Here is a 23,109-nt window from a genome sequence, read left to right as displayed (position 1 = left end):
GGCGGATGCCTATTACCTACAGATCAAGCCCCGTAGGTGTCCATGACGAAACAGCAACATAAACGGGTTCTCTGTCCGTGCCACGGGGCGGGGCCCCAGGCGTCCCCCTACTTTTCCTTGAACACCAGCGTCAGCGGGACGCCTTCAAACCCGAGCGCGTCCCGCAGCTTCCCCTCCAGGTACCGCTTGTAGTCGGTGCGGATGCCCTCCGGGTGGTTGGCGAAGAACACGAATACGGGCGGGGCCGTGCGCACCTGCGTGGCGTAGGTGATGTTGACGAACGCCCCGCTGCTGGTGGTGGGGGGATGTTTTTCGTCGAGGGCCGCCTGGACCACATCGTTCAGGGCGCTCGTCTGCACGCGCGTCGCCCGCGCCTCCGCCACCTCTAGGGCCGTGTCGAGCAGCTCGTACACCCGCCGTTTGGTGACGGCCGAGACGTACACGAGGGGCACGTGGTCGAGCGTGCCGAGGTACTGCCGCAGATACTTCGTGTACTGGTCCATCGTGCCGTCGTCCTTGGGCACGAGGTCCCACTTGTTGACGGCCACCACCATGCCCTTCTTGTGCTCGTTGACCTCCGAGAGCACACTCAGGTCCTGCTTGTGCAGCTCCTCGGTGGCGTCGAGGACGAGCACGCACACGTCCCCCGCCCGGATCGCCCGCTCGCTGCGGACGGTGGCGTAAAACTCGACCCCGTCGGCCTTGGAGCGCTTCTGCATGCCGGCCGTGTCCACGAGCATGAGCTCTCGCCCCTCGTACTGCACGACGGACTGGACCGTGTCGCGGGTGGTGCCGGGCCTCTCGGTCACGATGGCGCGGTCGAACCCCAGGGTGGCGTTGACGAGCGACGACTTGCCCGCGTTCGGCTTCCCCACCAGCGAGACCTGCACGCGGTCTTGGTCCGCCTCGTCTTCCGTGCCGGGAAGCTCCTCCACGAGCGCCGCCATCATGTCGTCCACGCCCCGCTTGTTGGTGCTGCTCACGGGATAGACCTCCCCCAGGCCCAGCTGATAAAACTCGCTCGCCGCCCACTCGCGCTCCTCGTTGTCGGCCTTGTTGGCGACGACCATCACGGGCGTCTCGGTGGGCCGGAGCACGGTCGCAATCTCCTTGTCCATCTCCGTGATGCCGGTCGTCACGTCCACCACGAAGAGGATGACGTCGGCGTCCTCTAGGGCAATCTCGGCTTGCGCGCGGATCGCCCGCTCGTAGGGGTCGTCCGAGCGCGGGACGTAGCCGCCGGTGTCGACGAGGGGGACGGTGTGCCCCTTCCACGCGGCCTCACCGTAGACGCGGTCGCGCGTGACACCGGGCGTGTCCTCGACGATGGCCTGGCGCGCGCCGGTGAGGCGGTTAAAAAGGGTGGACTTGCCGACATTCGGCCGGCCGACGATGGCTACGAGCACGGCGGGGAAGGGGGATGGGAAAGAGGGAAGGGGGATGGGGGCAGGCTCACGACTGAAGGGAGCGCATGAGGGAGAGGAGCATTTTGCTTTCTACTGTTGTCCCACGGAGCAGATCATCCCGCGTGTCCTCCGTGATATACGACAAGCGCTCCGCAATGATGAGTTGCGTTTCCACCTCCAGCAGCGAACTCCGGCCCTGCTCCAGGTAGTACACGTACTGGTCGCGCGAACTGTATCCCCAGCCCTCGGCAATATTCGATGGAATTGCCACCACCGCCCGACGCAGCTGTGAGGTCAACTCGTACTGCTCCCGATCTGGAAATCCATCCGTCGCTTCGTACACCCGCTCCACGAGCACAATCCCCCGCTGCCACACCTCCAGATCCCGATAGCTTTCAACGGAGCTCTGGTCAGACATGATTGGCTCTCTCCATTGGGACGTGCAGCCAGTCCCCTCTTCCCCCTTCCCCAACCTCTTCCCAAAAACTATCGTCGTTCCTTCCAGTCCAGGTACAGCGCCCGGGCGCACATGAACGCCGACTCGGCGGTCTGGGTCGTAAACCAGTAGTTGACGCCCGCCCCCACGGCGGCCCCGGCCAGCGGCACGGTCTGCCCCAGCTTGCGCTCCAGGAGCGTCTTCGCGATCTCGCGCGGCAGGTGGCGGTTCTGGTCGCGGAAGGTGCCGGACACCCGCCCCGCGTAGTCGAGGTCGTCGGCGAAGGCCGCGGCGGCCACGCTCACCTCACGCAGCGCCTCGTTGCGCGCCTCGCGCCCGCCCGACGCGGCGACGTTGAAGACCGACAGCACGAGCGGCCGAAACATCGGCCCCTCCAGCGAAAAGCCGTAGCTAGCGGCGATCTGCTGGATCAGGCGCAGGTTGATGGTGAAGAGGAGCGGGATGTCGGCGGCGACGAAGGCCGTGCCGGCGAGCCCGGTCCCGCCCCCGCCCAGCGCCGCGAGGATCGTGTTCTGCCGAAAGCGGCTGCGGGCCAGCTCGTCGAGATCGACGATCGGGCGGTTGCGGAGGTCTTGGACCGATTCGGCGGGGAGGCCACGGTCCTCGGCGGCGGCCAGGATGTCGTCGGACGCGTGCGTCCACTCCGAGGCGTCGCTGAGGGTGGAGAGGAACTGTTCGATGCGGTCGGTCACCTGGTCCATCTGGTCGGGCGACACGACCTGCTCCACGGCCCAGTCGACGGGCCGCATGGCCCAGTCCATGGCCTGCGACGCCACGGAGGCGTCGGCGTGCTGCCACTCCTCAATCTCGCGGCGAACGGCTTTTTCGTCGTCGGTCAGTCGCATGGTGTTGGGGGAAGCACGGGACACGGACGTATCTGCGGGTCCAACGCGGGGCGCGGGGGAAAGATGCAGGCGGCTGCTCGGCCCGTCGCTCTGCGGGAGACGGAGACAATGAGAGGATTGTTACTGCCGCTCGGATTCCTCACTCCCCTATTCGGACAACTCTACCAGGATCTGCTGGATCTTTGGTTTGACCCTCGGAAAGTCCTTGTGCACTGTCTTCCAGACAATCTCCAGGTTCACCGAAAAATACTCGTGGATGAGCTTGTTGCGCATGCCCGCAATGTCTCGCCATGGCACACCTGGGTATCGATCTCGAAGACCATCATCAAGCTGTTTCGTCGCTTCCCCGATGATCTCAAAGGCCCGCTGGAGGGCAAACTGGGTCCGTCTGTCCCCCTCCAACTCTTCGAAAGACATCTCCTCGACGAACGACTCGGCAGCGTCCATCGCGTCCAAAATGTCCTGGAGGTGCTGCTGCTGATTTCGACTCATAAATACTCTACCTCTCGGCGAATATTCTCCGCTGCTGGCCCATCCTTCAACCCGTCCGGCATTCCCAGATCGACAGACAGTCCCAACGTGTCTTCCAAGTAGTGTTCGAGTTCAACAAACTCGATAAGCCCCGGCGTCTCAGTGAAGGTCACAAGCAGATCGAGATCGCTGTCCTCCGTCTGCTCGCCCCGCACGTACGACCCGCAGATGCCGAGGCGGTCCACATTGTAGCACTCGCGGAGCGTGGGAAGCTCCGCACGGAGCTGCGCCCGAATGTCGTCAAGCGTGGGCATGGCACTCTGCGTAGAGGAAGAGACCCGGCTTTATTTGGAATAACTCGACGCCCGAGAGACAGGTTCAGTTCTCTCCCCCATTCCACCGATCTCCCGCACTCCCAGTCACCACGGCTGCGTCCCAGTCCATCGCCCACCCCGCGAGCGCCGCGAGCGCCAGCACGAGCGGAATCGGCGTGCAGATCCACAGGATCGGGGCGAAGCCGCTCAGGAAATCGGGCCCCAGCGCCAGCACCGCCGGCCCGAGGGCCGTCCCGCCGATAAAGACGGTGTTCGCCAGGCCGCGGATGGTGCCGTGGTGCGCCCGGCCGAAGTAGTAGGCGTACGCGCTGCCGAGGAGCGCCTGCTGCATCCCCTGTGCCCCCCGAAGACCCCGCCGTACACCCAGACCTCCGCGGTCGTGTTTGCGGCGGGAAGCACGCCCATCATGGCCCCAAACAGGCCCAGCTGCAGCGCGAGCAGGAGGCGCGGCGGGTAGCGGTCCACGAGCCAGCCTGTCCCCACGTTGAACATCGCCGTCCCCACGCCGAGCGGGACAAAGAACTGGGCGGCCACCCCCCGCGCCACCCCCACCTCCTCCAGAATTGAGAAGTGGTGGAAGAGGAGGCCGGTTCCGAACCCTGCCGTACACACCCCGGCCACCGTAAAGAGCCAGAAGGTCCACGTCCGGTACGCCGCCTCGGGCCGCACCCCCGACATCGTCGCCGTCTCTGCCCCCTCGCCCGTCGATGGCGCCTCGTTCCCGTTGGGGGCCGTCCCCGGATCGGGCGAAAGGCCGTAGCGCTCCGGGGCGTCGCGGTACAGCAGCGCCCCGAGCGGCAGCATGATTACCGCCAGGAGGCCGCCCATGATCAGGTAGGTCGCCTGCCACCCATACGCCTGGAGCCCCCTCTCCATGAGGGGCGGGAAGAGCGCCGTCGCCCCGGCCATGCCCAGCCCCAGCACGCCCACCGCCAGCCCACGCCGCCGCTCAAACCACAGGTTCACCGCGTGGTTGTTGACGAGACCGAGCGCCCCCTGCCCGAAGCCGCGCAGGCACACGAAGCCCACGAAGACGCCAACCCAGCCGCTGACCCAACGCATCCCGGCACAGCTTGCCGCCAACAGGGCGATCAGGACGACGGCCACCCGCCGCGGCCCGTAGCGGTCCACCAGCCGCCCCGCAAGCGGCAGGCCGAGCGAGCCGAGCACCGTCGCCACGGTGTAGAGCCACGAAACGACCGACCGGGACAGCCCGAGGTCCTCGATGAACGCGTCGATAAACAGTGAGATGCCTGCCGTCTGCCCGGGCAGGGTCGCCGCCATCCCCAGCGTCGCAACGGTGAGCACCACCCACCCGTAGTACACCGGGCTCCGCTCCACGAGCACGGACGACACGTTCGAAGACGCCATACCTCAAACCCTACCGACACAACAGCGAAACGCCCTCGCCCACCCCCTTCCCTCTCACCCCTTCCCTCTTCCCCGTACTCTAAAGGAGCCACAGCCCCAGCCCCCCGATCAGGAAGCAGTAGTACGCAAAATACTGCAGATTCCCCCGCCGCACCACGTCGAGCACCACGTAGATGGCCCCGATGCCGGACCCGTACGCCGCCACCGTGCCCAGCAGGAGCGGCATGCCCGCCGTCCCGAGGCCCTGCTCCACGAGCTCCAGGCCCTTGAGAATCGTGGCCCCGATCACCACGGGGAGCAGCATCAGAAACGAGAAGTTGGCCGCCCGCTCCGGCTTCACATTCTGGTAGAGGGCCGTGCAGATCGTGGCGCCCGACCGCGAGATGCCCGGAATCATCGCAAACGACTGCGCTACCCCCACGACGACGGCCTTGATGCCGTTCAGCTCCCCCTCCGGCTGCGGCCGAATCATCGTCAGGAGCAGAAGAAGGCCCGTCACCAGGAGCATGGCGCTCGTGAGCCGCGGACTACGAAACGCCTGCTCCAGCGATTCTCGAAAGAGCACGTACGCCACGCCGGTGGGGACGAGCGTGACGAGGATGAAGACCCCGAGGCGAAACGTCTCGTTGTCGGCGTAGCGGGCCGGCACCTCGCCCGGCGCCCGCAGGCCCGCCCAGGCCTCCCCCAGCAGCTCGGCGACCTCGTCCCAGTAGACGGTGAGGATGCTGAGCACGGTGCCGAAGTGGACGAACACCTCGAACGTGACGTCGGCGGTCTCCTTGTCGAGCCCCAGCAGGTACTGGCCCAGAACGAGGTGGCCGGAGGAAGACACCGGAATAAACTCGGTGAGGCCCTGAATGAGGCCGAGGAGCAAGGCTTCCCACCAGGTCATCGTGGAGAACGGGGGCTGAGCGGAGAAGAACCGGGCAAACGCTTCGCCAACCTACAAAGCACACCGGCCCCGCCCAAGCCCACGGCTTGAAGCCAGGATGAGGTTGTGGGGGCCACTCCCGCACGCGATCACGCGCACCTCCGGGGATCGAAGGAGAAACGGAGCGGTTTCAGACTTGGTTTTGGAAAAGCCCCCCAACGTACCATGCCCGCCTGCACGTACTGCGACGCCCCCACCGACGCCCCCGTCACGGCCGAGGACGTGGACGGCGTGTTCTGCTGCTCGGGCTGCCTGGAGGCGCACCGCGTCGCCGACGGGGCAGAGCACGAGTCCTGCTGCCACCACGACCACGGGCACGACCACGGGCACGAGGCACACGGGGCCGAGACGGAGACCACCTTCCTCCACGTCCGGGGCATGCACTGCACCAGCTGCGAGGACTTCATCGAAACGGTCGCCGCGTCGACGGACGGCATCCACGAGGCGGAGGCGAGCTACGCCTCCGACATGGCAAAGGTGGCCTACGACCCGTCCCGGCACCGCGAGTCGGACCTGCCCGCCCTCCTCAGCCAGGCCGGCTACGAGGCGCACCTGACGGCGCCGGCGGACGAGACCGCCGACCAGAACACCGTCGCCCGCCTCGTCTTCGGCGGCTTCTTCGGGATGATGGTGATGGCCGTGTACATCGTTCTTCTCTATCCCGTCCACCTGGGCGGGGAGGGGCTCGTCGACCTCGGGGCGGAGGGCGGCACCTACGTGCTGGCAAACGTGTGGGCCTTTACCACCTTCGTCCTGCTTGTCACCGGCTGGCCGACGCTGCGGGGGGCGGCGGTGAGCCTGCGCGTGCTCCAGCCCAACATGGACCTGCTCGTGGGCCTGGCCGCCGTGAGCGCCTACCTCTACAGCGCCGGCGCCGCGCTCATGGGGCAGACGGACGTCTATTTCGACGTCACGGTCGTCATTATCCTGGCGGTGTCGCTCGGCCACTACTACGAGGACCAGGTGAAGCGCCGCGCCACCGACCTGCTGAGCACCCTCACCCGCGAGCAGGTGGACGAGGCGCGCCGGAAGACGGAGGACGGAACGGAGACGGTTGCCGTCGACAACCTGGCCCCCGGCGACCGTGTGCTGGTGCGCGCCGGGGAGCGCATTCCGGTGGACGGCACCGTGGTGGAGGGCCGCGCCGCGGTGGACGAGTCGCTGGTGACCGGCGAGTCCCTTCCCGTCACCCGCACGGCGGGCGACGACGTGATCGGCGGCGCCGTGGTGACCAACAACGCCCTCACCGTCGAGGTGGGCGCGGCCGCCGAGAGCACGCTCGACCGCCTCGTCCACCTCATGTGGAATATTCAGTCGCGCCAGCCCGGGGCCCAGCGCGTGGCGGACCGCATCGCGGCGGTGTTCGTGCCGCTCGTGCTGGTGCTGGCGGCCGTCGCGTTCGGCTGGCAGTGGATCAGTGGGGCCTCCGCCACGGCGGCCCTGCTCACGGGGCTGTCCGTCCTCATCGTCTCGTGCCCCTGCGCGCTCGGCCTCGCCACACCCCTCGCCGTGGCCTCGGGGCTGCGCACGGCCCTGGAGCGCGGCATCGTCATCCGCGACGTGTCGCTCTTCGAGACGGCGCCGGACGTCGACACGCTGGCGGTGGACAAGACCGGGACCCTCACCACCGGCGCGATGCAGGTGGTCGACGCCATGGCCGACGCAACAACGTGGCGGCGGGCCCGCGCGGTGGAGCAGCACGCCGCCCACCCGGTCGCCCACGCCATCGTGGAGAACAGGGACGCGGTTCCGGCCGGCGACGGCGCCCCCATCACGGCCACCAACGTGCGCAGCCACCCCCGGGGCGTGGAGGGCCGCGTCGACGGCGACCGCGTCCGGGTGGGGCACCCCGAGTGGCTCCGCACGGAGGGCCTGCGCCTCAACGACACCCTGGCCGAGCGGGCCGAGGCCGCCCAGCAGAACGCGCAGGTGCCCGTCGCCGTGGGGTGGAACGGCGCGGTGCAGGGCCTCATCGTGGTGGGCGACACGCTGCGGGACGAGGGGCTGGCCGTGATGGACGCGCTCCGGGGCGACGCGCGTGAGGTCGTGGTGATCACCGGCGACAGCAGCGCGGCGGCCCGCCCGCTCCGCGAGCACGACGCCATCGACCGCGTGATCGCCGAGGTGCAACCCGCCGAGAAGTCCGACCTCGTCCGCGGCCTGCGCGACGCCGGGGCCGTCGCCATGATCGGGGACGGCAGCAACGACGCCCCCGCCCTCGCCGAGGCCGACGTGGGCATCGCCTTCGGCCCCACCGCCCTGGCCGCCGACTCCGCCGACGTGGTGATCCTGCGCGGCGACCTGACCCACATCCCCACGGTGTTCTCCCTCGCCCGGGCCGCCCGCCGGCGCATCCGGCAAAACCTGGCGTGGGCCTTCCTCTACAACGCCGTGGCCATCCCGCTCGCCCTGGCCGGCCTCATCAACCCCCTCTTCGCCGCCCTCGCCATGGCCGCCAGCAGCCTCGGCGTCGTCGGCAACTCCGCCCGTCCCCTGCCCGTTGCGGATTCTCGACCCACCGACGGAAACGAGAAATGACAATTCCTCCACGGCTCGACGCCGGGGGCGCGTCGCTGTTTTTGAACGAGGACCCCGACGCCAACACCCAACTCTCAACCCAAAACTCTCAACCCAAAACCCTCAACCCAAAACCCAAAACCCTCAACCCTCAACCCAATGGACCTCCTCCTCTTCAGCGACGTGCACGGCGACCGCGACGCGTGCCGCCGCCTCGTGGACCGCGCGTCCGAGGTGGACGTCGTCGTGGGCGCCGGGGATTTCTGCCGGATGCGCCGGAATCTCCGGGCCCCGCTCGACGCCCTGTCCGCCATCGACACGCCGACGGTCCTCGTGCCGGGCAACGCCGAGACGGAAGGCGAAATCGCCGAGCAGCTCTCGGCCCTCGACTGGCCCGAGGCCCACGTGCTCCACGGGGAGGGCGTGACCCTCGGCGGCCAGCCGTTCTACGGGATTGGCGGGGGCATTCCGGTGACGCCGTTCGGGCCCTGGAGCTACGACTTCAGCGAAGAGGAGGCCCGCCGCCTCCTGGCCGACTGTCCGGACGGCGCCGTGCTCGTCTCCCACTCCCCCCCGAAGGACGCCGTCGATCGTGACTCGAAAGGCCAGTCCCTCGGCAGCGTCGCCGTGCGCGAGGCCGTCGAGGCCACAGCGCCCCGCTTGACGGTCTGCGGCCACATCCACGGCAGCTGGGAAGAGACCGCCTATGTCGGTCCTACACCGGTCCACAACGCCGGGCCCCACGGGCGCGTTTGGACCCTTTCTGGGGCGGACGGGGCGTAGCTTCATCGCGGCGCCGGAACGTTTATCGCCGTTGAAATTTAATTTCCACAAGAAGTGGTTGCCTGAAGCAGGCAGCATCCCCCTCAGCGGACCTGTCCGACCCCCCGAGGGCCCCGTCGCCGCGCAGCGGGACTGGGGGACGCATTCGTGCTCCGACATAGCGCTCTGATCCCGACCGGATGAACAACCCCGCCTCGCCCTCAGGGACATTTCTCTCCGTGGATGGAGACCGCAGCGCAGAGGCCCCGATTAAGCACCCGGCCTACCGAGATCGCCTCCGCGAGCTCCAGGCTGACGAGAGCCGCCCCCCCGACGAGACGCTGCGGGCCCTTCTTCGACTCGGTGCCGAATGGCTCGACGTGGAGCTTGGGTATCTTGCCCGCATCGACCCGGCCGCATCCACGTACGAAGTCGCGGCGGTCAGCGGGCCCCACCCCACCGTCACGACGGGCAGCACCGCCCCCCTGGCTCAGGCCTACTGTCGGCGCGTTATCGTGCGCGACGACGCCCTGGCCCTCGAGGACGCGCCCGGACAGGGCTGGGACGGCGACCCCGCGTACGAGACGTTTCGGCTGTCCACGTATCTCGGGGCCAAGGTCGTTGCGGATGGGGCGCTGTACGGGACCCTCTGCTTCGTCGACCGGGCCCCACGGCAGGCCTCGTTCGACGCGTCGGACGCCGCGGCCCTCGCCCGCCTCGTCCAGGCCGTGGAGCAGACGCTGGAGCGCCGCCGGCACGAGGCCCGTCCCCGGCAGACCGCGGCCCGCCTGGAGGCCCTGTTCGAAGAGGCGCCCGACATGATCGCCTTCCATGACGCCGACGGGCAGCTTCTTCTGGCCAATCCGCGCCTCTGCGAAATGACCGGCTACGACGCCGACACGCTCACCCGCCGGCACATGTGGGACGTCGATGTCTCCCTGACCCCGAACGACGCCCGGGCCCGGTGGGCCACCATGGCCCCTGGGGATCAGCACCGCCGGGAGGGCCGGTACCGCCGAAAGGAGGGCTCGACGTTCCCGGTGGAGGTCGATCTCCGGTGCATTGCCGTCGATGGGGCGCGCCAGTTCGTGGCGACTGGGTGGGACACCACCGAGCATAGACGGACGGAAAACGCCCTCCGCGAGAAGGAGGCCCGGCTGCGCGGGCTTGCCAACAGCCTGCCGGGCGTGACCTACCAATTTTACGTCCGTCCCGGCGGGGAGTGGGGCTACCACTTCGTCGGGGAGAAGGCCGCGTCCGTCCTGGGGCTCGCCCCGGACCCGGACGGGTTTTACGACCGGTTTGCGCAGTGCATCCCGCCCGAGCACCGCGAGCGATACAGGGCGCGCACGAAGGCCGCGGCCGCGGAGCACCGCCCCGCCCGCATGGAACTGCCGTTCGAGCGGCCCGACGGCACCCGCATCTGGCTCCTCTGTTCTTCGATGCCCGAGCGCAGAGAGAATGAGACCCTCTTCAACGGGGTGCTCCTCGACATTACCGACCGGCGGGAGGCGGAGCAGGCCGTGCAGGCCGAGCGCGACCGGTTCGAAACGCTCTTCCACAACCTGCCCACGCCGGTCGTGCACGGCTGGTCCGACGAGGAGGGCCACCTCCGGGTCCAAACCGTCAACGACACCTTCGAGTCGGTCTTCGGGGTTGGCGAGGAGCAGATCCGAACCAAGGACCTCCAGGCCGAGATCGTACCGCCCGACGCCCAGGACGAGGCGGACTCAATTCGGCGCTGGTTGCTGGCCGGTGAACCGGTGGACCGGGAGGTGCAACGGGAGACGAGCGACGGCACCCGGGACTTTCGGGTCCAGGTGACCCTTCGGGACGACGGCCCGGGCCCGACGGAAGGGTATGCCATCTACACCGACATCACCGAACGGAAGACGACGGAACGCGAGCTCCGCACGCGCGGACGCCTGCTGAAGCAGCTTCGCGAGAACATTACCGACGTGGTGTGGATGAGCCCGGCGGACAAGTCGGAGATCGAGTTCATTAGTGACGCCTACGAGGAGATTTGGGGCCGCCCGATCGATCAGCTCCAAGACCACCCAAACGCCGTGGTGGAGGCGATTCACCCGGCCGACCGCAAGCGGGTCCAGGCGGCCCTGGACACCCAGCGCGAGGACCCGGACGCCTACGAGGAAACGTACCGGGTCGTCCAGCCCGACGGCGCCGTGCGGTGGGTACGCGACCGGGCCGCGGGCGTGTACGGCGAGGACGGGCGGCTCGAACGCATTATCGGGGTGGCCACCGACATTACGGAACGGAAGCGCCGTGAGCAGGTCCTCCAGGAGCGTCAGGACAAGGTAGAGGCCCTCTATACCACGACGAGCCAGGTGCTCCGTGCCGAAAGCACAGCCGCGGTGGGCCGCTCCATCGTGGACCTCGTGAACGAGGTGTTTGGGTACCCTGTCGTCATCGTCCGCGTCCGCGAGGACGAGTGCCTCGTCCCGGTCCAGGCCTCGCCCGACGTCGCCGACCACATTTCCAACCCGTCGTCCTTCGACGTGACGGGCGAGAGCGTCGTGGCCACGGCCTTCCGGGACGGGGAGACCGCCCTGTTCGACGACCTGAGTGCCGTCGACGATTCCGCCGACTACGGGGCGGTGCGGGCCACGGCCGTCGTGCCGATCGGGACGCACGGCACCATCTCGGTCGCGGCCCTGGAGGCCGGGGCCATCGCGAACTTCGACCGCCGCCTGATCGAGATTCTCTCAACCTACGCCGCCCTCGTGCTCGACCGGATCGAGTACGAAGGCGAACTCGTCTCGGCCAAAGAGGAGGCCGAGCGCCTGAACCGGATGAAGAGCGCTTTCCTCGCCAACATGAGCCACGAGATCCGCACCCCACTGACCTCGATCATTGGGTTCGCCGAGGTTATCGGGGACGAGGCCACGAATCTGCTGGAGGACTCGGACTCTCCCCCCGACGCCGCCACCACCCTCGACCAGTTTGCCGCCCTCATCGAAGAGAGCGGGCACCGCCTGCTGGAGACGCTCGACACGGTGCTCAACCTCTCGCGGCTGGAGGCCGGCGAGATGGAGCTTGACTGCAGCCCGTTGGACCTGGCGGACGAGGTGGCGGAGGCCACCGACCTGTTCGAGCCCCAGGCCCTCACCGAAGGCATCGACCTGCAGGGAGAGACGGCGGAGGGGCCCCTCTGGGCTCGTGTCGACGAGGGCGGCCTGCGCATTGCCCTCCAGAACCTCATCTCCAACGCCCTCAAATACACCGAGGAGGGCGGGACGGTCCGCGTCCGGGCCGGCCGGAGGGGGGACGACGTGGTCCTGGAGGTCGAGGACACCGGTGTGGGCATGGACCCCGACCACGTGCCGGAGCTCTTCGAGCCCTTTCGCCAGGCGTCGGAGGGGACGGGCCGGACGTACGAGGGCACGGGCCTCGGCCTGGCCGTCACGAAGCAGGCGATCGAGCAGATGGGCGGCACCATCGCGGTCGAGACGGCAATGGGCGACGGCAGCTGCTTCACCGTGCGGGTGCCCGCGGCGGACGCCCCGAACCCGGCCTAGGGGCGCAGGCGTGGAGACACGGAGAAAGGTTTTGGAAATTTGCCCGCGGCCTGCACCAATCGGCACCCAGACGGTGGACGCTTTCCCCGCTCCTACCTATCGTTTGGGATGAAGCTAGGGGTGTTCGGCGCCGCACGGCGGCCGGGCTGAGAGAGTCCCTCCGAACCTGATCCGGGTCATGCCGGCGCAGGAAAGCACAGTTCTCCCCCGTCGCCCGCCTGGGCGCGTCCACCTCTGGCTTCGCGCGTGCCGTTTCCCTTATCGACTACGCGAAGCCCCATGGACCTGACTGCCCCCCTCGACACCCGCGCCTTCTCCGTGCCCCCCTTTGCGGAGGCCTGCCTGGCCCACGCCGACGAGACGTGGACGGCGGCCTTCGACCACCCGTTCGTCCACGCCCTCGCCGAGGGCACGCTGGAGGCGGACACCTTCACGTTCTACCAGATGCAGGACGCGCGCTACCTGGAGGCGTTCGCCGACGCCGCCTCTCTCCTCTCCACCCAGTGCACAGACCCGGACGACACGCTCTGGTTCATCGACGCGGCCCGCCTCGCGATCGTCGTCGAGGGGGAGCTCCACGAGGGCTACGGCGAGGCGCTCGGGTACGGCCCCGACGACATCCGCCAGCTCCAGCTGACCCCAAACAACCGGGCCTACCAGAACCACATGATCGAGCGGGCCCAGCGGGGGACGCTCGTGGCGGGCACGGCCGCCCTCACGCCCTGCCCCTGGCTCTACGTGGAGCTCGGCCAGCGCCTGGAGCGCGAGATGGGCGACATCCCCGACGACCACCCCTACGCCGAGTGGCTCGCCATGTACCGCGACCCGGAGTTCAACGACTACATGGACAACCTGCTGGAACGCCTGCAACGGTTTGCCGACGCGGCCGACGACGCTGCACGCGAACGCGCCAAGACGGCATTTACCACGAGCGTCCGCTACGAGTGGATGTTCTGGGACCAGGCCTGGACGCAGCAGGAGTGGCCGGTGTAGGAGCGCCTCCGCGTTGCGGGTCCGGCGCCGAAGCGGCCTACAACTGCAGCGTCACGTAGCCCTTCGCCTCCAGCCGAAACAGCTCGTGGAAGCCGTTTGGGGCGGTGTCGATGCCATCGAGAAGATCGCCCTCGGTCACGCCTGTCTTTTGCATCGCGAGGCCGCACGCCACCACGCGAACCCCGGCGTCGAGGCTCTTGCTCAGGGCGTTGGCGTGCGGGCCGCCCGCCACGAGGCCCTTCACGGCGGGCCCCACGACCACCACGTCAGCGGCCGCGGCCGCAAAGCCGTCCGCCTCGCCGGTGAGCGAGGTGCGAGCGCTCATGAGCACCACCGGGAGCATGTCGGCACTGCGGACGAGGTAGGCCGTGCGGGGCGCCTCCGCCGCGGCCCGCGAGGGCGCATCGGGCGGGGACGTGGTGGGCTGTGCCTGGGCGCCCAGCGGCAGCACGAGGGCCGCTGCAACGAGCAAAAGGGACTGCGCGCGGTGGCACACGAGAGCGTTCATGTTGCAAAAAGTCGCGGTGTAAAAAGTCATGTTGTGAAGGGTCGTGGGGAAGGAGTAGAACGTGAGGCCGTTCAGGCGGCCGCGGGGACGCCGCAATGCGCCCCCGTGGTGTTCAGACGTATGGTGTTCAGACGCAAGGGCGTGCATCACCTCAGAACAGAGACCGGAGGCCCGCCACCACGTCGCGCTGCAGCATCGCCAGGGCCGGCACGATCAGCATGAGCACCGCCGTGCCCACCAGGATGCCACCGCCCAGGCTAATGGCCATGGGCACCAGGAACTGCGCCTCCACGCTCCGCTCCAGGATGAAGGGCGCGAGGCCGAAAAAGGTGGTGAGCGAGGTCAGCAGAATGGGGCGGAAGCGCACCTGTCCGGCCCGGACGAGGGCGTCTCGCCACGAGGTGCCCTCGCCGCGCTCCTCGTTCGCAAAGTCGAGCATCACGAGCGCGTCGTTCACGATGACGCCACTGAGTCCGATGATGCCGAAGATGCTGGGCAGGATCAGGTTGTACCCGAGCAGAAAGTGGCCGAGCAGCGCGCCGATCCAGGCGAAGGGGATCGTGCTCATGATGATGAGCGGCTGCACGTAGGAGCGGAAGGGGATGGCCAGGAGGCCGTAGATCGCGAACAGGGCCAGCAAGAAGCCAGCCTGGAGCGCGCCCTGTGCCTTCCGCTGCTCGCGCTGCTGGCCGCCGAACTGATAGGACAGGGTCGGCACCTGCGCCTGCAGGGCCGGGAGCGTGGCCCGTTCGAGGCGGGCCGTGGCCGCCCCGCCCGTGGTGACGGCGGGATTGACGTCGGCGCTCACCGTGACGACGCGGCGCCCGTCCTGCCGGTCGATCTGGGTGGGGCTGTAGCCGAGTGAGACCGTCGCCACCTCCTCCAGCGGCACCTCGGCGCCGCCGGGCGCGCGGATGCGGTAGTCGTGCAGGTCCGCCACGGCGCTCCGCTGGTCGGCGGGCAGGCGCACGTACACCCGCACCTCGTCCTCGCCCCGCTGCAGGCGGAACGATTCCGTGCCGAAGAAGGCCGCCCGCACCTGCCGGGCCACGTCGCTCAGCGTGAGCCCGAGGGAACGGGCCGCCGGCGTCATGCGGAGGGACAGCTCGCGCTTTTCCTCCCAGTCAACTGTTACGTCCTGGACGCCGGCGTACCGCCGGAGCGTGTCCTGCACGACGTCCGCGGCACGCGTCATGGCGTCGGTCGTGGGGGCAAACAGCTGCACAGAGACCGGGTCGCCGCCCGGGCCGCCCGCGGTGCTGGTAAACGCAAGGGACTGCACCCCGGCAGGGGTTCCGACGGTGTCGCGCCACTGCTCTTCGAGAACCGGGGAGGGGACGCTTCGCGCCTCCGCGTCCACCATCTCAATGCTCACCTCCGCCACGTTCGGGCGCGGGGCCGTAAAGCCGGCCTGCGTGCGGCCGCCCGACGCTACCGGCTGGCGGCTCACGGTCGTGTACGTGTTCTCCAGCAGGCGCTCGCCTGACTGCTCTTCCAGGCCACGGAGGACGCCCAGGCCCTGCGCCCGGAGCCGCTCGGCCCGGCGGGCGGTCTCCTCGGCATTGGTGCCCGGCGGCATCTCCAGCTGGGCCGTCACCACGTTGCCGGGGATGCTGGGGAAGAATTCGTTCTTGACGTACCCGTTCGCCACGAGACTAAACGTGACGACGAGGAGCGAGAGCCCGCCGGCCAGCGTCACCCCGTAGCGGCGGGTGGCGAACCGGAGGAGCCCCGTCAGCGGCCCGTGGACGAACGCCACGAGGCGGTCGTGGACCCCGGCACGGACCCCGTCAAGCCATTGGCCCACGGCGGTGGACGGGCCGTCGTCGCCGGTGCCGTGGGACAGGTGGGCCGGCAGCACGAAGAGCACCTCCACCACCGACACGATCAGCACGAAGATGACGACCGTGGGGATGTCGCCGAGAAACTTCCCGATCGTGCCGCCCACGAAGAGGAGCGGCGCGAACGCGGCGATCGTCGTGAGCACGGCAAACACCACGGGCGTGGCCACGCGCTGGGTGCCCTCCACGGCCGCCGTCAGCGGGGCGCCCGCGCGCTCCTGCTCGGCGTAGACGTTCTCCACCACCACGATGGCGTCGTCCACCGCAATGCCCATCGCGATGATGAAGCCGAACACCGACAGCATGTTGATCGACACGCCGAACTGCTGCATAAAGACCAGCGCGCCGACGAACGAGAGAAGGATGCCCGAGGCGGTCCAGAACGCCTTCCGGGGGGCCAGAAAGAGCGTGAGCACCACCAGGACGAGAACCAGCCCCAGGACGCCGTTCTCGACCATGATGGTGAGGCGCGTCCGCAGGCTCTCGGCACTGTTGCGCCAGACGGTGGCCTCGATGCCCCGCGGCAGGGACGGCCGAAGCGTCTCGCTGAGGTAGGTCGTGACCGCCTCCTCCACGGCCAGCGCCTGCTCGTCGCCCGTCCGGAAGACGTTGAGCAGGACGGCGGGATCGCCGTCAAATCGCGTGCGGAGGTCCGAATTCTGCTCAAACCCGTCCACGACGGTCGCCACCTCCCCAAGCCGCACGTTGGTGCCGTCACTCCGGCTTAGCAGGACGATGTCTTCGAAATCCGACGTCGTGTAGTTCTGTCCCTCGGTCCGAATGGTGATGTCCGAGTCCTCCGTCTCGATGCTGCCCCCGGGGAGGTCGAGGCTCCCCTCGCGGACGAGCCGCGACACCTGCGCCAGCGTGAGCCCGTGCGCCCGCAGGGCATCGCGGGACACTTCGATAGAAATCTCCTCGTCGGGCACGCCACTGACCTCCGCGTACGAGACCTGCGGGGTGCGCGTGAGATCCCCCTCGGCGCGTTGGGCGGCGTTTTTGAGGGCGCGCAGGGACGCCTCTCCGTGGAGGGCCACCTGGAGCACCTGCTCGCGGTTGGTCACCTCCGTCACGACCGGCTCCTCCGCGTTTTCGGGAAACGACGTGACGCGATCGACCTCCGACTTGATGTCGGTGCGGGCGCGGTCCAGGTTGGTGCCGCGCTTCAGCTCCGCGGTCACCACCCCAATGTTGTCCGCCGCGGTGCCCAGCAGCCGGTCGATGCCCTCGACGCCCTCGATGCGGTCCTCCACGCGCCGAATGATGTCGTCCTCCACGTCCTCGGGGGCAGCGCCGGGGTAGCGCACGCGCACCTCCACGGCGTCGAGGCTGAACTCGGGAAAGTTCTCCTGCACCACGAGCCCCCCGGCCACGCCCCCGCCGACCAGGAGGAGCATCATAAGCAGGTTGGCCGCCACGCCGTGACGCGCAAACCAGTCAATGGCGCGGTTCATGAGACACTAGAGGGGAAAGCGGAGTGGGGCAATGCCCCCTCCTGGCGATTCATCGACGTGAGGGAGAGGCGCTGCGACGAGAAGCGGCTACAAACAGAAAAAGCCCCCGCTCCCGGTCCGGAAACGGGGGCCAAGTCTGCACGTCCCGGCGGGACTACAGGTCGTTGAGCCAGGCGCGCAGCATCCAGCGGTCCTCTTCAATCTGCTCACTGAGGTCCTCGAGCACGGAGACCGCACCGGCGTCGTCGGCCTCCTCGGCCCGCTCGGCGAGATGCTGCACCTGCTCGTCGAGGGCCGCGAGGTCCGCGATTACGACCTCGACCATCTCTTCGGCCGCCGGGGTGCTCGGGTCCTCCTCCAGAGAGGCCAGATCCAGAATGTCGGCGAGGGTGTGGACGGGCCGGTCGCCCCGGCTGCGCACCTGCTCGGCGATCGCGTCGATGGCATCGTTCCAGAAGGTGTAAAGCGTCTCGAACTCCTCGTGGAGCGTAAAGAAGTGGGGACCGGTCACATTCCAGTGGTAGTGCCGCACCTTCTGGTAGAACACCGTGGCGTCGGCCAGAAGGTCGTTCAGCCCCGTCGTTACGTCGGCCTCCGCCCTCTCCGGGGCGACGTCCGTGCTAGGGGCGGAAGCGGTCGTCGTGTTGGGGTCGGGAGCGGACATAAGGGTCAGGGGGTCGGGTTTTGTGGCGAGAATACCGCGAACCAGCCGTCGTCGGAGGCCTGTGGGCCCCTTCGGTGTCGTGCACTTTCTGCAACTACTTGTATTTACATGTGTTTCTTATGGGCGGCCGGGCCGTGTGAAGCCTACGTTGGCGCGTCTGCCCGATCGTGGCGGGGCGGCGGACGGCTGCGATCCGCCCTACACGTGCAGCGCGAAATGCTGGAATGCGAAGAGGGCGGCGAACGCCAGCGTGGCGGCCGCCCCCGCGGTAGGCCCGGGCACATCCTCCAGCGCATCCGGGATGAGCTCCGCGAAGACCATCCAGATCATCGCGCCGGCCGCCAGCCCGAAGCCAACCGGCAAAAACGGCTCGAAGACGAGCACGAACAGAAAGGCGGGGACCGCCATGAGGGGCTGCGGCAGGCTCGTAAAGATGCTCCACCCGGCCGCCTTCCAGAGGGGCGTGCCGCGCGGCACGAGCACCAGGCTGATGGCCAGGCCCTCCGGAATGTTGTGAACGGCGATGGCCGCGGTAATGAACGCCCCCAGCTCGTCGCCGCCCCCGTAGGAGACGCCCACCCCCACCCCTTCGGCAAACGAGTGCGCCGTCATGATCCCCAGGATGAGCAGCGCCTTCCGGGCGTCGGCCCCCGCAAGCTCGGCCACGTCGCGGTCGTCGCCCCGGCTGATAAAGGTGTTGGCCCCCAGGATGAGGACCAGACCGACCAGAATGCCGACCAGGGTGCGGCCCGTGCTCAGCACAGATCCCTCAGCGATGAGGCTGTGACTGGCCGCCAGCATGAGCCCGCCCGCGGCGGCGTTGAACACGCCGAGCCACCAGTCGCCCACGTCCCGCACGAACAGGAAGGGCACCGCGCCCAGGCCGGTGGCGACGGCCGTAATGGTGGCGCCGAAGAGAACGACCCAGACGCTGGTTTCGACAACCATTGCCAGTGGAGTATGGAAGAGCGTGGAAGGCTGAGGGGGGGCAACGGCGTCCCCCAGGCGGATGCCTCTCGGCCCGGCCCGGGTCGCACGCGGCCCCTCTCGCATTTGATTGTTGTCGGCGCCCCCGCATCGTTCCCTCCTGTCGGCTCTGGATGAGCCCCGCCTCCTACAGCACTTCGAGGGGGTGGGGGATCGTCGACCGGCTCAGGTCGAAGCGGTCCATAAACTCGCAGACGCAGATCTCGCCGGCGCCGCGGTAGATGAGGTCCACCATCCGCAGCCGGACCGGGCTGGCGAGCGCCTCGAGCCGGTCGGCACGGGTGTCAATGGTCGGCTCGGAGAGCATCTCCTCCGGCGACGCACCGCAGGGACAAGACGGAGCAGGGTCGGCCTTGCAAATGAAAACGGTTGGGGGCTCTTCAGGCAGGCGTGTCCGGCAGGGGGCTCTCGACCCCCGAATCCGTGGGCTCCACGTCCGCCTCAGCCGCATCCACCGCGCCGGACACCTCGAAGAAAAACCGGTCCTCCCCCAGCATTCTCGTCACGCCCGCCTCATCGAGCATGTCCTTCACCGGTCCCTTCACGCCGGCCAGGTAGAGGGCGACATTGTGCCGCCGGCAGGTTTCGATCACCTTCTTCAGGGCCCCCACGCCGGTGGAGTCGATGCGGTTGACCGGGTACATGTCCACCACGGCCGCCTGGAGGGAGGGGTCCTGCGTGTCGATCCGCCGCACGAGGTCCTGAAACGCGGACGCAGTCGCGAAATACAGGTTGGCGTCCATCCGTGCCACCACCACATTGCTTTGCGTCAGGGCCTCCGGGTTGCGCTTGAGGTTGCGGTACGTGTCGGTGCCGGGGAGACGCCCCATGATGGCTGTATGCGGGGTCGAACTCTGGTAGATCACCACGATGAGGGAGACGATCACCCCTGCAAGAATGCCCTCTTCAATTCCCAGGGCGAGGGTCGCCACGAAGGTAAGGGCCATCAGGCCCAGGTCCTTCCGATCCACGTCCCAGAGGTGCAGGGCCTCTTTCCATTCGATGAGCCCCGAGACCGCCACCATGATGATGGCGGCCAGGACGGCGTTTGGCAGGTAGTAGAAGAGGGGAGTGAGAAGAAGCAGGGTGAGGGCGATGACGCCCGCAGCGACGAGCCCCGCGAGGGTCGTCCGGGCCCCGGCCTCGTCGTTCACGGCCGTTCGCGAAAACCCGCCCGTGGTGGGGTACGCGCTAAAAAAGGCCCCGGCGATGTTGGCCAGGCCGAGACCAATCAGCTCTTGATTGGCGTCGATGTCGTACCGGTGCCGCCCCGCATACACCTTGGCCACCGCGATGGACTCCATAAACCCGACGAGCCCAATTGCAAGGGCACTCGGCGTCAGGGCCCAGACATTCTCCATCCCGAGCGGCGGCAGCGACGGGGCCGGAAGCCCGCCCGGCACACTTCCCACAATGCTGACACCGTGTTCGTCCAGCCCGAAGGCCCATACGAGCCCTGTAGTCGTCATGACGGCCACCAGTGCCCCGGGAATGGAAGGGTTTAGCTGACGGAGGCCCACCAGAAGAAGAATGCTGCCCACTCCCAGCAGTACCGTCAACGGATCGATCTGCCCAACCCGCCCGGCCGCCGCCCACAGAATCTCGTGGATGTAATTGGACCGTGGCAGGTCGATGCCGAGCAGATGCTTCAGCTGACTGAACCCGATGATGAGCGCCGCGGCCGAGGTAAACCCGCTCAGGACCGGGTGCGAGAGAAAGTTGACCAGAAAGCCGAAGCGAGCCACGCCGAGCCCGAACTGGAGCACCCCCACCATGAGCGACAGCAGCAGGGTCAGTCCGATGTAGAGTGCGGGGTCTCCGTTGGCCAGCGGCCCCACGGCCGCCGCCACCAGCAGCGACACCATGGCCACGGGGCCCACCGCCAGTTGCCGTGAGGTTCCAAACAGGGAGTACACGGCCAGCGGGACGAGCGAGGCGTACAGCCCGTAGATCGGCGGCAGGCCGGCAATGAGGGCGTACGCCATGCCCTGGGGGATGAGCATGACCCCCACCGTCAGGCCCGCAGACAGATCCCCACGCAGCTGGTCGCGTCCGTAGTCGGTCAGTTGCTGGGCAAGTGGAAAAAGGCGGGAGAAGAACGACATGCGGTCCGGCATTCCGAATCAAGTCCAACGTGAGCACCATGGGCTCAGGCACGAAAACGGCGGGTACGGCCCCCAGAGTGGGCCGTGCCCCCCACCCGCAATCCCCAGTTTCCGCCAAACCCGAAAAGGCGCCCGGGACAGCCCCGGACGCCTTTCCGCCGCGGAGGCAGGGGAGGCCCTATGCCGCCACCGGCTCCTCGGACGTGGATTCGTCGGCCTCGTAGTTTGCGAAGTGGTCGTTCACGTACTTCACCGAGTGCCCCGTCCGCGCCAGGTACGAGGAGGCGGCCGCCGCCCGCGCCCCGCTGCCGCAGTGCACGAGCAGCGTCTTGTCGGTGGGCAGCTCCGTCTCGTACTCCGGCATGCGGGTGTAGGACGCGTTCAACGCCCCCTCCACGTGTCCCTCCTCGAACTCCGAGCGGTAGCGCACGTCGAGCACGGCCGTCGCCTCGTCCTGCAGCTCGGCGTCGAAGTCCGCAAACGTGATCTCGTCGATCGTCTCGCTCGGGCCGCCCGCCTGGAAGTAGCGCTGGAGCGTATCGATCTCTGCAAAGCCCGTCACGTTGTCGTATCCGATGCGCACCAGGTCGCGAACGGCCTCCTCCACGTCCCCGTCGTCTGCGATCAGCACGATGGGGGTGGTCTCGTCCTCCACCAGCGAGCCGACCACCGTGTTGAAGGTGTCGTTCATCGGCGCATAGAGGCTGCCGGGAATGTGGTGGGCCATGTAGGCCGACCGGTCGAGCCGCGTGTCGATGATGAGGGGCGCCTCGTCCGCGGTGGCGTCCTTGAGTTCGCGCACCGTCAGCTCGCGCGGGGAGGGCAGCGAGCCGAGCACCGGCATCCCCTCCTTGTTGTCCCGCTTCATGCGGGCGAAGTAGATCTGCGGCTCCGGCTGGTCGGCCAGGATCGCGTCGACGAACGCATCTTCGTCCTCGCGGGCCGCGTCGATCATCGGGTTGAACTGCTTCTCGTACCCGAGCGTGGACTGCGGCACCGCGCCGAGGGCCTTGCCGCAGGCCGATCCGGCCCCGTGCGCCGGCCACACCTGCAGGTGATCCGGCATCTCGAGCACGCGCTGCACCGACGCGTACAGGGTGCGCGCCGACGGCTCCATCGCCCCCTCCACCTGCGCCGCCGACTCCAGAAGGTCCGGCCGCCCGAGGTCGCCGACGAACACAAAGTCGCCGGTCAGAAGGCCCATCGGCTCGTCCGCCCCACCGCCGCGGTCCATCACGAGGAAGGACAGGTGCTCCGGCGTGTGGCCCGGCGTGTGAAGGGCCGTAATCTCGATGTTGCCAACCGTGAACGTGTCGCCGTCGTAGAGCCACGTCACGTCGTAGTCCCCGCCGCTTTGTTTCGGCCCCTGTGCCCACTCGTACTTCCAGTTCTCGTCCCCCTCGTCCGAGAGGTAAAGCGTCGTGTCGAACCGCTCGGCCAGCTCGCGGGCACCGGACAAGAAGTCGGCGTGGATGTGGGTTTCGGTGACGGCCGTAATTTCGAGGCCCTCGCGTTCGGCAAGGTCGAGGTAGCGGTCGATGTCGCGCTCCGGGTCCACCAAAAGCGCCTCGCCGGTCTCTTGGCACCCGATGAGGTACGCGTACTGCGCGAGCTTCGCGTCGTTGATCTGTCGGAATAGCATGGGAGAGAATTGGTTGGGTTCGGAAGGGCAGAAGAGGGGGCATGAAACAATGGACAGGGGGCGACGCGCGGAGCCCCCCTCCGCACATCGTGTTGTGAAGCGTAGGGTGTCGTGAAGCGTAGGGGCGTCCGTCCCACACGCCCCACTCAGGGGCCACGTCCCCCATCCCACTCGACTCTAGGTTTCCCTCGCCGTGTCCGAGGCCCCGGTCCATTTCTACCGAAAACTCGCGCGGCCGGCACGCCGCGCGTCGGCCTTCCGGTATGTTATTTCATGTATTAACA

18 protein-coding genes and 1 riboswitch are annotated in these 23,109 nt (G+C 68.1%); of the genes, 4 read left to right on the top strand and 14 right to left on the bottom strand.

What is annotated here, in order from left to right; translation table 11 throughout:
• Nucleotides 1-107: 107 nt before the first annotated feature.
• From der to OJA40_RS09765, 7 genes are all read right to left on the bottom strand, one after another.
• Nucleotides 108-1,406, bottom strand: a complete 1,299-nt coding sequence (der, locus tag OJA40_RS09795) for a ribosome biogenesis GTPase Der (protein ID WP_208426972.1) — start codon at nucleotides 1,404-1,406, stop codon at nucleotides 108-110.
• Between the two features lie 46 nt (nucleotides 1,407-1,452).
• Nucleotides 1,453-1,824 (bottom strand): four helix bundle protein, encoded by a 372-nt coding sequence (locus tag OJA40_RS09790; RefSeq protein ID WP_208427706.1) that lies wholly within the window; start codon nucleotides 1,822-1,824, stop codon nucleotides 1,453-1,455.
• 68 nt (nucleotides 1,825-1,892) lie between these two features.
• Nucleotides 1,893-2,732 (bottom strand): EcsC family protein, encoded by an 840-nt coding sequence (locus OJA40_RS09785; RefSeq protein WP_263810515.1) that lies wholly within the window; start codon nucleotides 2,730-2,732, stop codon nucleotides 1,893-1,895.
• 123 nt (nucleotides 2,733-2,855) lie between these two features.
• Nucleotides 2,856-3,200, bottom strand: coding sequence for a HepT-like ribonuclease domain-containing protein (locus OJA40_RS09780; RefSeq protein WP_208427705.1), 345 nt, complete (start codon nucleotides 3,198-3,200; stop codon nucleotides 2,856-2,858).
• Nucleotides 3,197-3,493 (bottom strand): nucleotidyltransferase family protein, encoded by a 297-nt coding sequence (locus tag OJA40_RS09775; RefSeq protein ID WP_263810513.1) that lies wholly within the window; start codon nucleotides 3,491-3,493, stop codon nucleotides 3,197-3,199. The genes OJA40_RS09780 and OJA40_RS09775 overlap by 4 nt, the downstream gene beginning before the upstream one ends.
• Before the next feature lie 207 nt (nucleotides 3,494-3,700).
• Nucleotides 3,701-4,885 (bottom strand): MFS transporter, encoded by a 1,185-nt coding sequence (locus OJA40_RS09770; protein WP_263810512.1) that lies wholly within the window; start codon nucleotides 4,883-4,885, stop codon nucleotides 3,701-3,703.
• Nucleotides 4,886-4,964: 79 nt separating this feature from the next.
• Nucleotides 4,965-5,777 carry an undecaprenyl-diphosphate phosphatase gene (locus OJA40_RS09765; protein WP_263810510.1) on the bottom strand — a complete coding sequence of 271 codons (813 nt, stop codon included), beginning with the start codon at nucleotides 5,775-5,777 and terminating at the stop codon, nucleotides 4,965-4,967.
• A gap of 204 nt (nucleotides 5,778-5,981) precedes the next feature.
• Here OJA40_RS09765 and OJA40_RS09760 point away from each other — a divergent pair, with 204 nt between their 5' ends.
• The 4 genes from OJA40_RS09760 to tenA all read left to right on the top strand — a co-directional run bounded on the left by OJA40_RS09760 (nucleotide 5,982) and on the right by tenA (nucleotide 13,624).
• A complete protein-coding gene (locus OJA40_RS09760; RefSeq protein WP_263810509.1) occupies nucleotides 5,982-8,354 on the top strand; it encodes a heavy metal translocating P-type ATPase in 2,373 nt (790 codons plus the stop codon).
• Between the two features lie 138 nt (nucleotides 8,355-8,492).
• Nucleotides 8,493-9,116 (top strand): metallophosphoesterase family protein, encoded by a 624-nt coding sequence (locus tag OJA40_RS09755; protein ID WP_263810508.1) that lies wholly within the window; start codon nucleotides 8,493-8,495, stop codon nucleotides 9,114-9,116.
• Between the two features lie 179 nt (nucleotides 9,117-9,295).
• Nucleotides 9,296-12,631 carry a PAS domain S-box protein gene (locus tag OJA40_RS09750; RefSeq protein ID WP_263810506.1) on the top strand — a complete coding sequence of 1,112 codons (3,336 nt, stop codon included), beginning with the start codon at nucleotides 9,296-9,298 and terminating at the stop codon, nucleotides 12,629-12,631.
• Between the two features lie 106 nt (nucleotides 12,632-12,737).
• Nucleotides 12,738-12,841: riboswitch (TPP riboswitch) on the top strand.
• Nucleotides 12,842-12,910: 69 nt separating this feature from the next.
• Complete coding sequence (gene tenA / locus OJA40_RS09745) at nucleotides 12,911-13,624, top strand: thiaminase II (RefSeq protein WP_263810504.1); 714 nt, start codon at nucleotides 12,911-12,913, stop codon at nucleotides 13,622-13,624.
• 37 nt (nucleotides 13,625-13,661) lie between these two features.
• Here tenA and OJA40_RS09740 read toward each other — a convergent pair whose 3' ends face one another.
• The 7 genes from OJA40_RS09740 to OJA40_RS09710 all read right to left on the bottom strand — a co-directional run bounded on the left by OJA40_RS09740 (nucleotide 13,662) and on the right by OJA40_RS09710 (nucleotide 22,825).
• Nucleotides 13,662-14,132 carry a DsrE family protein gene (locus OJA40_RS09740; protein ID WP_263808753.1) on the bottom strand — a complete coding sequence of 157 codons (471 nt, stop codon included), beginning with the start codon at nucleotides 14,130-14,132 and terminating at the stop codon, nucleotides 13,662-13,664.
• Between the two features lie 151 nt (nucleotides 14,133-14,283).
• Nucleotides 14,284-17,427 (bottom strand): efflux RND transporter permease subunit, encoded by a 3,144-nt coding sequence (locus tag OJA40_RS09735; protein WP_263810502.1) that lies wholly within the window; start codon nucleotides 17,425-17,427, stop codon nucleotides 14,284-14,286.
• A gap of 154 nt (nucleotides 17,428-17,581) precedes the next feature.
• Nucleotides 17,582-18,091: a Dps family protein gene (locus OJA40_RS09730; protein ID WP_263810501.1), complete on the bottom strand. Its 510-nt coding sequence runs from the start codon at nucleotides 18,089-18,091 to the stop codon at nucleotides 17,582-17,584.
• Nucleotides 18,092-18,289: 198 nt separating this feature from the next.
• Complete coding sequence (locus OJA40_RS09725; protein ID WP_263792648.1) at nucleotides 18,290-19,039, bottom strand: ZIP family metal transporter; 750 nt, start codon at nucleotides 19,037-19,039, stop codon at nucleotides 18,290-18,292.
• A 166-nt stretch (nucleotides 19,040-19,205) separates the two neighbouring features.
• Nucleotides 19,206-19,385 carry an ArsR/SmtB family transcription factor gene (locus OJA40_RS09720; RefSeq protein WP_263808756.1) on the bottom strand — a complete coding sequence of 60 codons (180 nt, stop codon included), beginning with the start codon at nucleotides 19,383-19,385 and terminating at the stop codon, nucleotides 19,206-19,208.
• 73 nt (nucleotides 19,386-19,458) lie between these two features.
• The gene (locus OJA40_RS09715; RefSeq protein WP_263810499.1) at nucleotides 19,459-21,195 is read right to left on the bottom strand and encodes a SulP family inorganic anion transporter; all 1,737 of its coding nucleotides are present in this window, start codon (nucleotides 21,193-21,195) and stop codon (nucleotides 19,459-19,461) included.
• Nucleotides 21,196-21,361: 166 nt separating this feature from the next.
• Nucleotides 21,362-22,825 (bottom strand): MBL fold metallo-hydrolase, encoded by a 1,464-nt coding sequence (locus tag OJA40_RS09710; RefSeq protein ID WP_263810497.1) that lies wholly within the window; start codon nucleotides 22,823-22,825, stop codon nucleotides 21,362-21,364.
• Between the last annotated feature and the right edge of the window lie 284 nt (nucleotides 22,826-23,109).

It is taken from the genome of Salinibacter pepae, assembly GCF_947077775.1.
Taxonomy (GTDB): domain Bacteria; phylum Bacteroidota; class Rhodothermia; order Rhodothermales; family Salinibacteraceae; genus Salinibacter; species Salinibacter pepae.
Note: the sequence above shows the minus strand (reverse complement) of the source record. Positions and strands in the feature narration are given on the sequence as shown.

What these genes read in the sequence shown, in the direction of transcription:
- OJA40_RS09770 (WP_263810512.1), bottom strand. Translation starts at nt 4,885, where the DNA reads ATGGCGTCTTCGAACGTGTCGTCCGTGCTCGTGGAGCGGAGCCCGGTG.
- OJA40_RS09720 (WP_263808756.1), bottom strand. Translation starts at nt 19,385, where the DNA reads ATGCTCTCCGAGCCGACCATTGACACCCGTGCCGACCGGCTCGAGGCG.
- tenA (WP_263810504.1), top strand. Translation starts at nt 12,911, where the DNA reads ATGGACCTGACTGCCCCCCTCGACACCCGCGCCTTCTCCGTGCCCCCC.
- OJA40_RS09740 (WP_263808753.1), bottom strand. Translation starts at nt 14,132, where the DNA reads ATGAACGCTCTCGTGTGCCACCGCGCGCAGTCCCTTTTGCTCGTTGCA.
- OJA40_RS09755 (WP_263810508.1), top strand. Translation starts at nt 8,493, where the DNA reads ATGGACCTCCTCCTCTTCAGCGACGTGCACGGCGACCGCGACGCGTGC.
- OJA40_RS09750 (WP_263810506.1), top strand. Translation starts at nt 9,296, where the DNA reads ATGAACAACCCCGCCTCGCCCTCAGGGACATTTCTCTCCGTGGATGGA.
- OJA40_RS09730 (WP_263810501.1), bottom strand. Translation starts at nt 18,091, where the DNA reads ATGTCCGCTCCCGACCCCAACACGACGACCGCTTCCGCCCCTAGCACG.
- OJA40_RS09780 (WP_208427705.1), bottom strand. Translation starts at nt 3,200, where the DNA reads ATGAGTCGAAATCAGCAGCAGCACCTCCAGGACATTTTGGACGCGATG.
- OJA40_RS09760 (WP_263810509.1), top strand. Translation starts at nt 5,982, where the DNA reads ATGCCCGCCTGCACGTACTGCGACGCCCCCACCGACGCCCCCGTCACG.
- OJA40_RS09735 (WP_263810502.1), bottom strand. Translation starts at nt 17,427, where the DNA reads ATGAACCGCGCCATTGACTGGTTTGCGCGTCACGGCGTGGCGGCCAAC.
- OJA40_RS09725 (WP_263792648.1), bottom strand. Translation starts at nt 19,039, where the DNA reads ATGGTTGTCGAAACCAGCGTCTGGGTCGTTCTCTTCGGCGCCACCATT.
- OJA40_RS09790 (WP_208427706.1), bottom strand. Translation starts at nt 1,824, where the DNA reads ATGTCTGACCAGAGCTCCGTTGAAAGCTATCGGGATCTGGAGGTGTGG.
- OJA40_RS09715 (WP_263810499.1), bottom strand. Translation starts at nt 21,195, where the DNA reads ATGCCGGACCGCATGTCGTTCTTCTCCCGCCTTTTTCCACTTGCCCAG.
- OJA40_RS09710 (WP_263810497.1), bottom strand. Translation starts at nt 22,825, where the DNA reads ATGCTATTCCGACAGATCAACGACGCGAAGCTCGCGCAGTACGCGTAC.
- OJA40_RS09765 (WP_263810510.1), bottom strand. Translation starts at nt 5,777, where the DNA reads ATGACCTGGTGGGAAGCCTTGCTCCTCGGCCTCATTCAGGGCCTCACC.
- OJA40_RS09775 (WP_263810513.1), bottom strand. Translation starts at nt 3,493, where the DNA reads ATGCCCACGCTTGACGACATTCGGGCGCAGCTCCGTGCGGAGCTTCCC.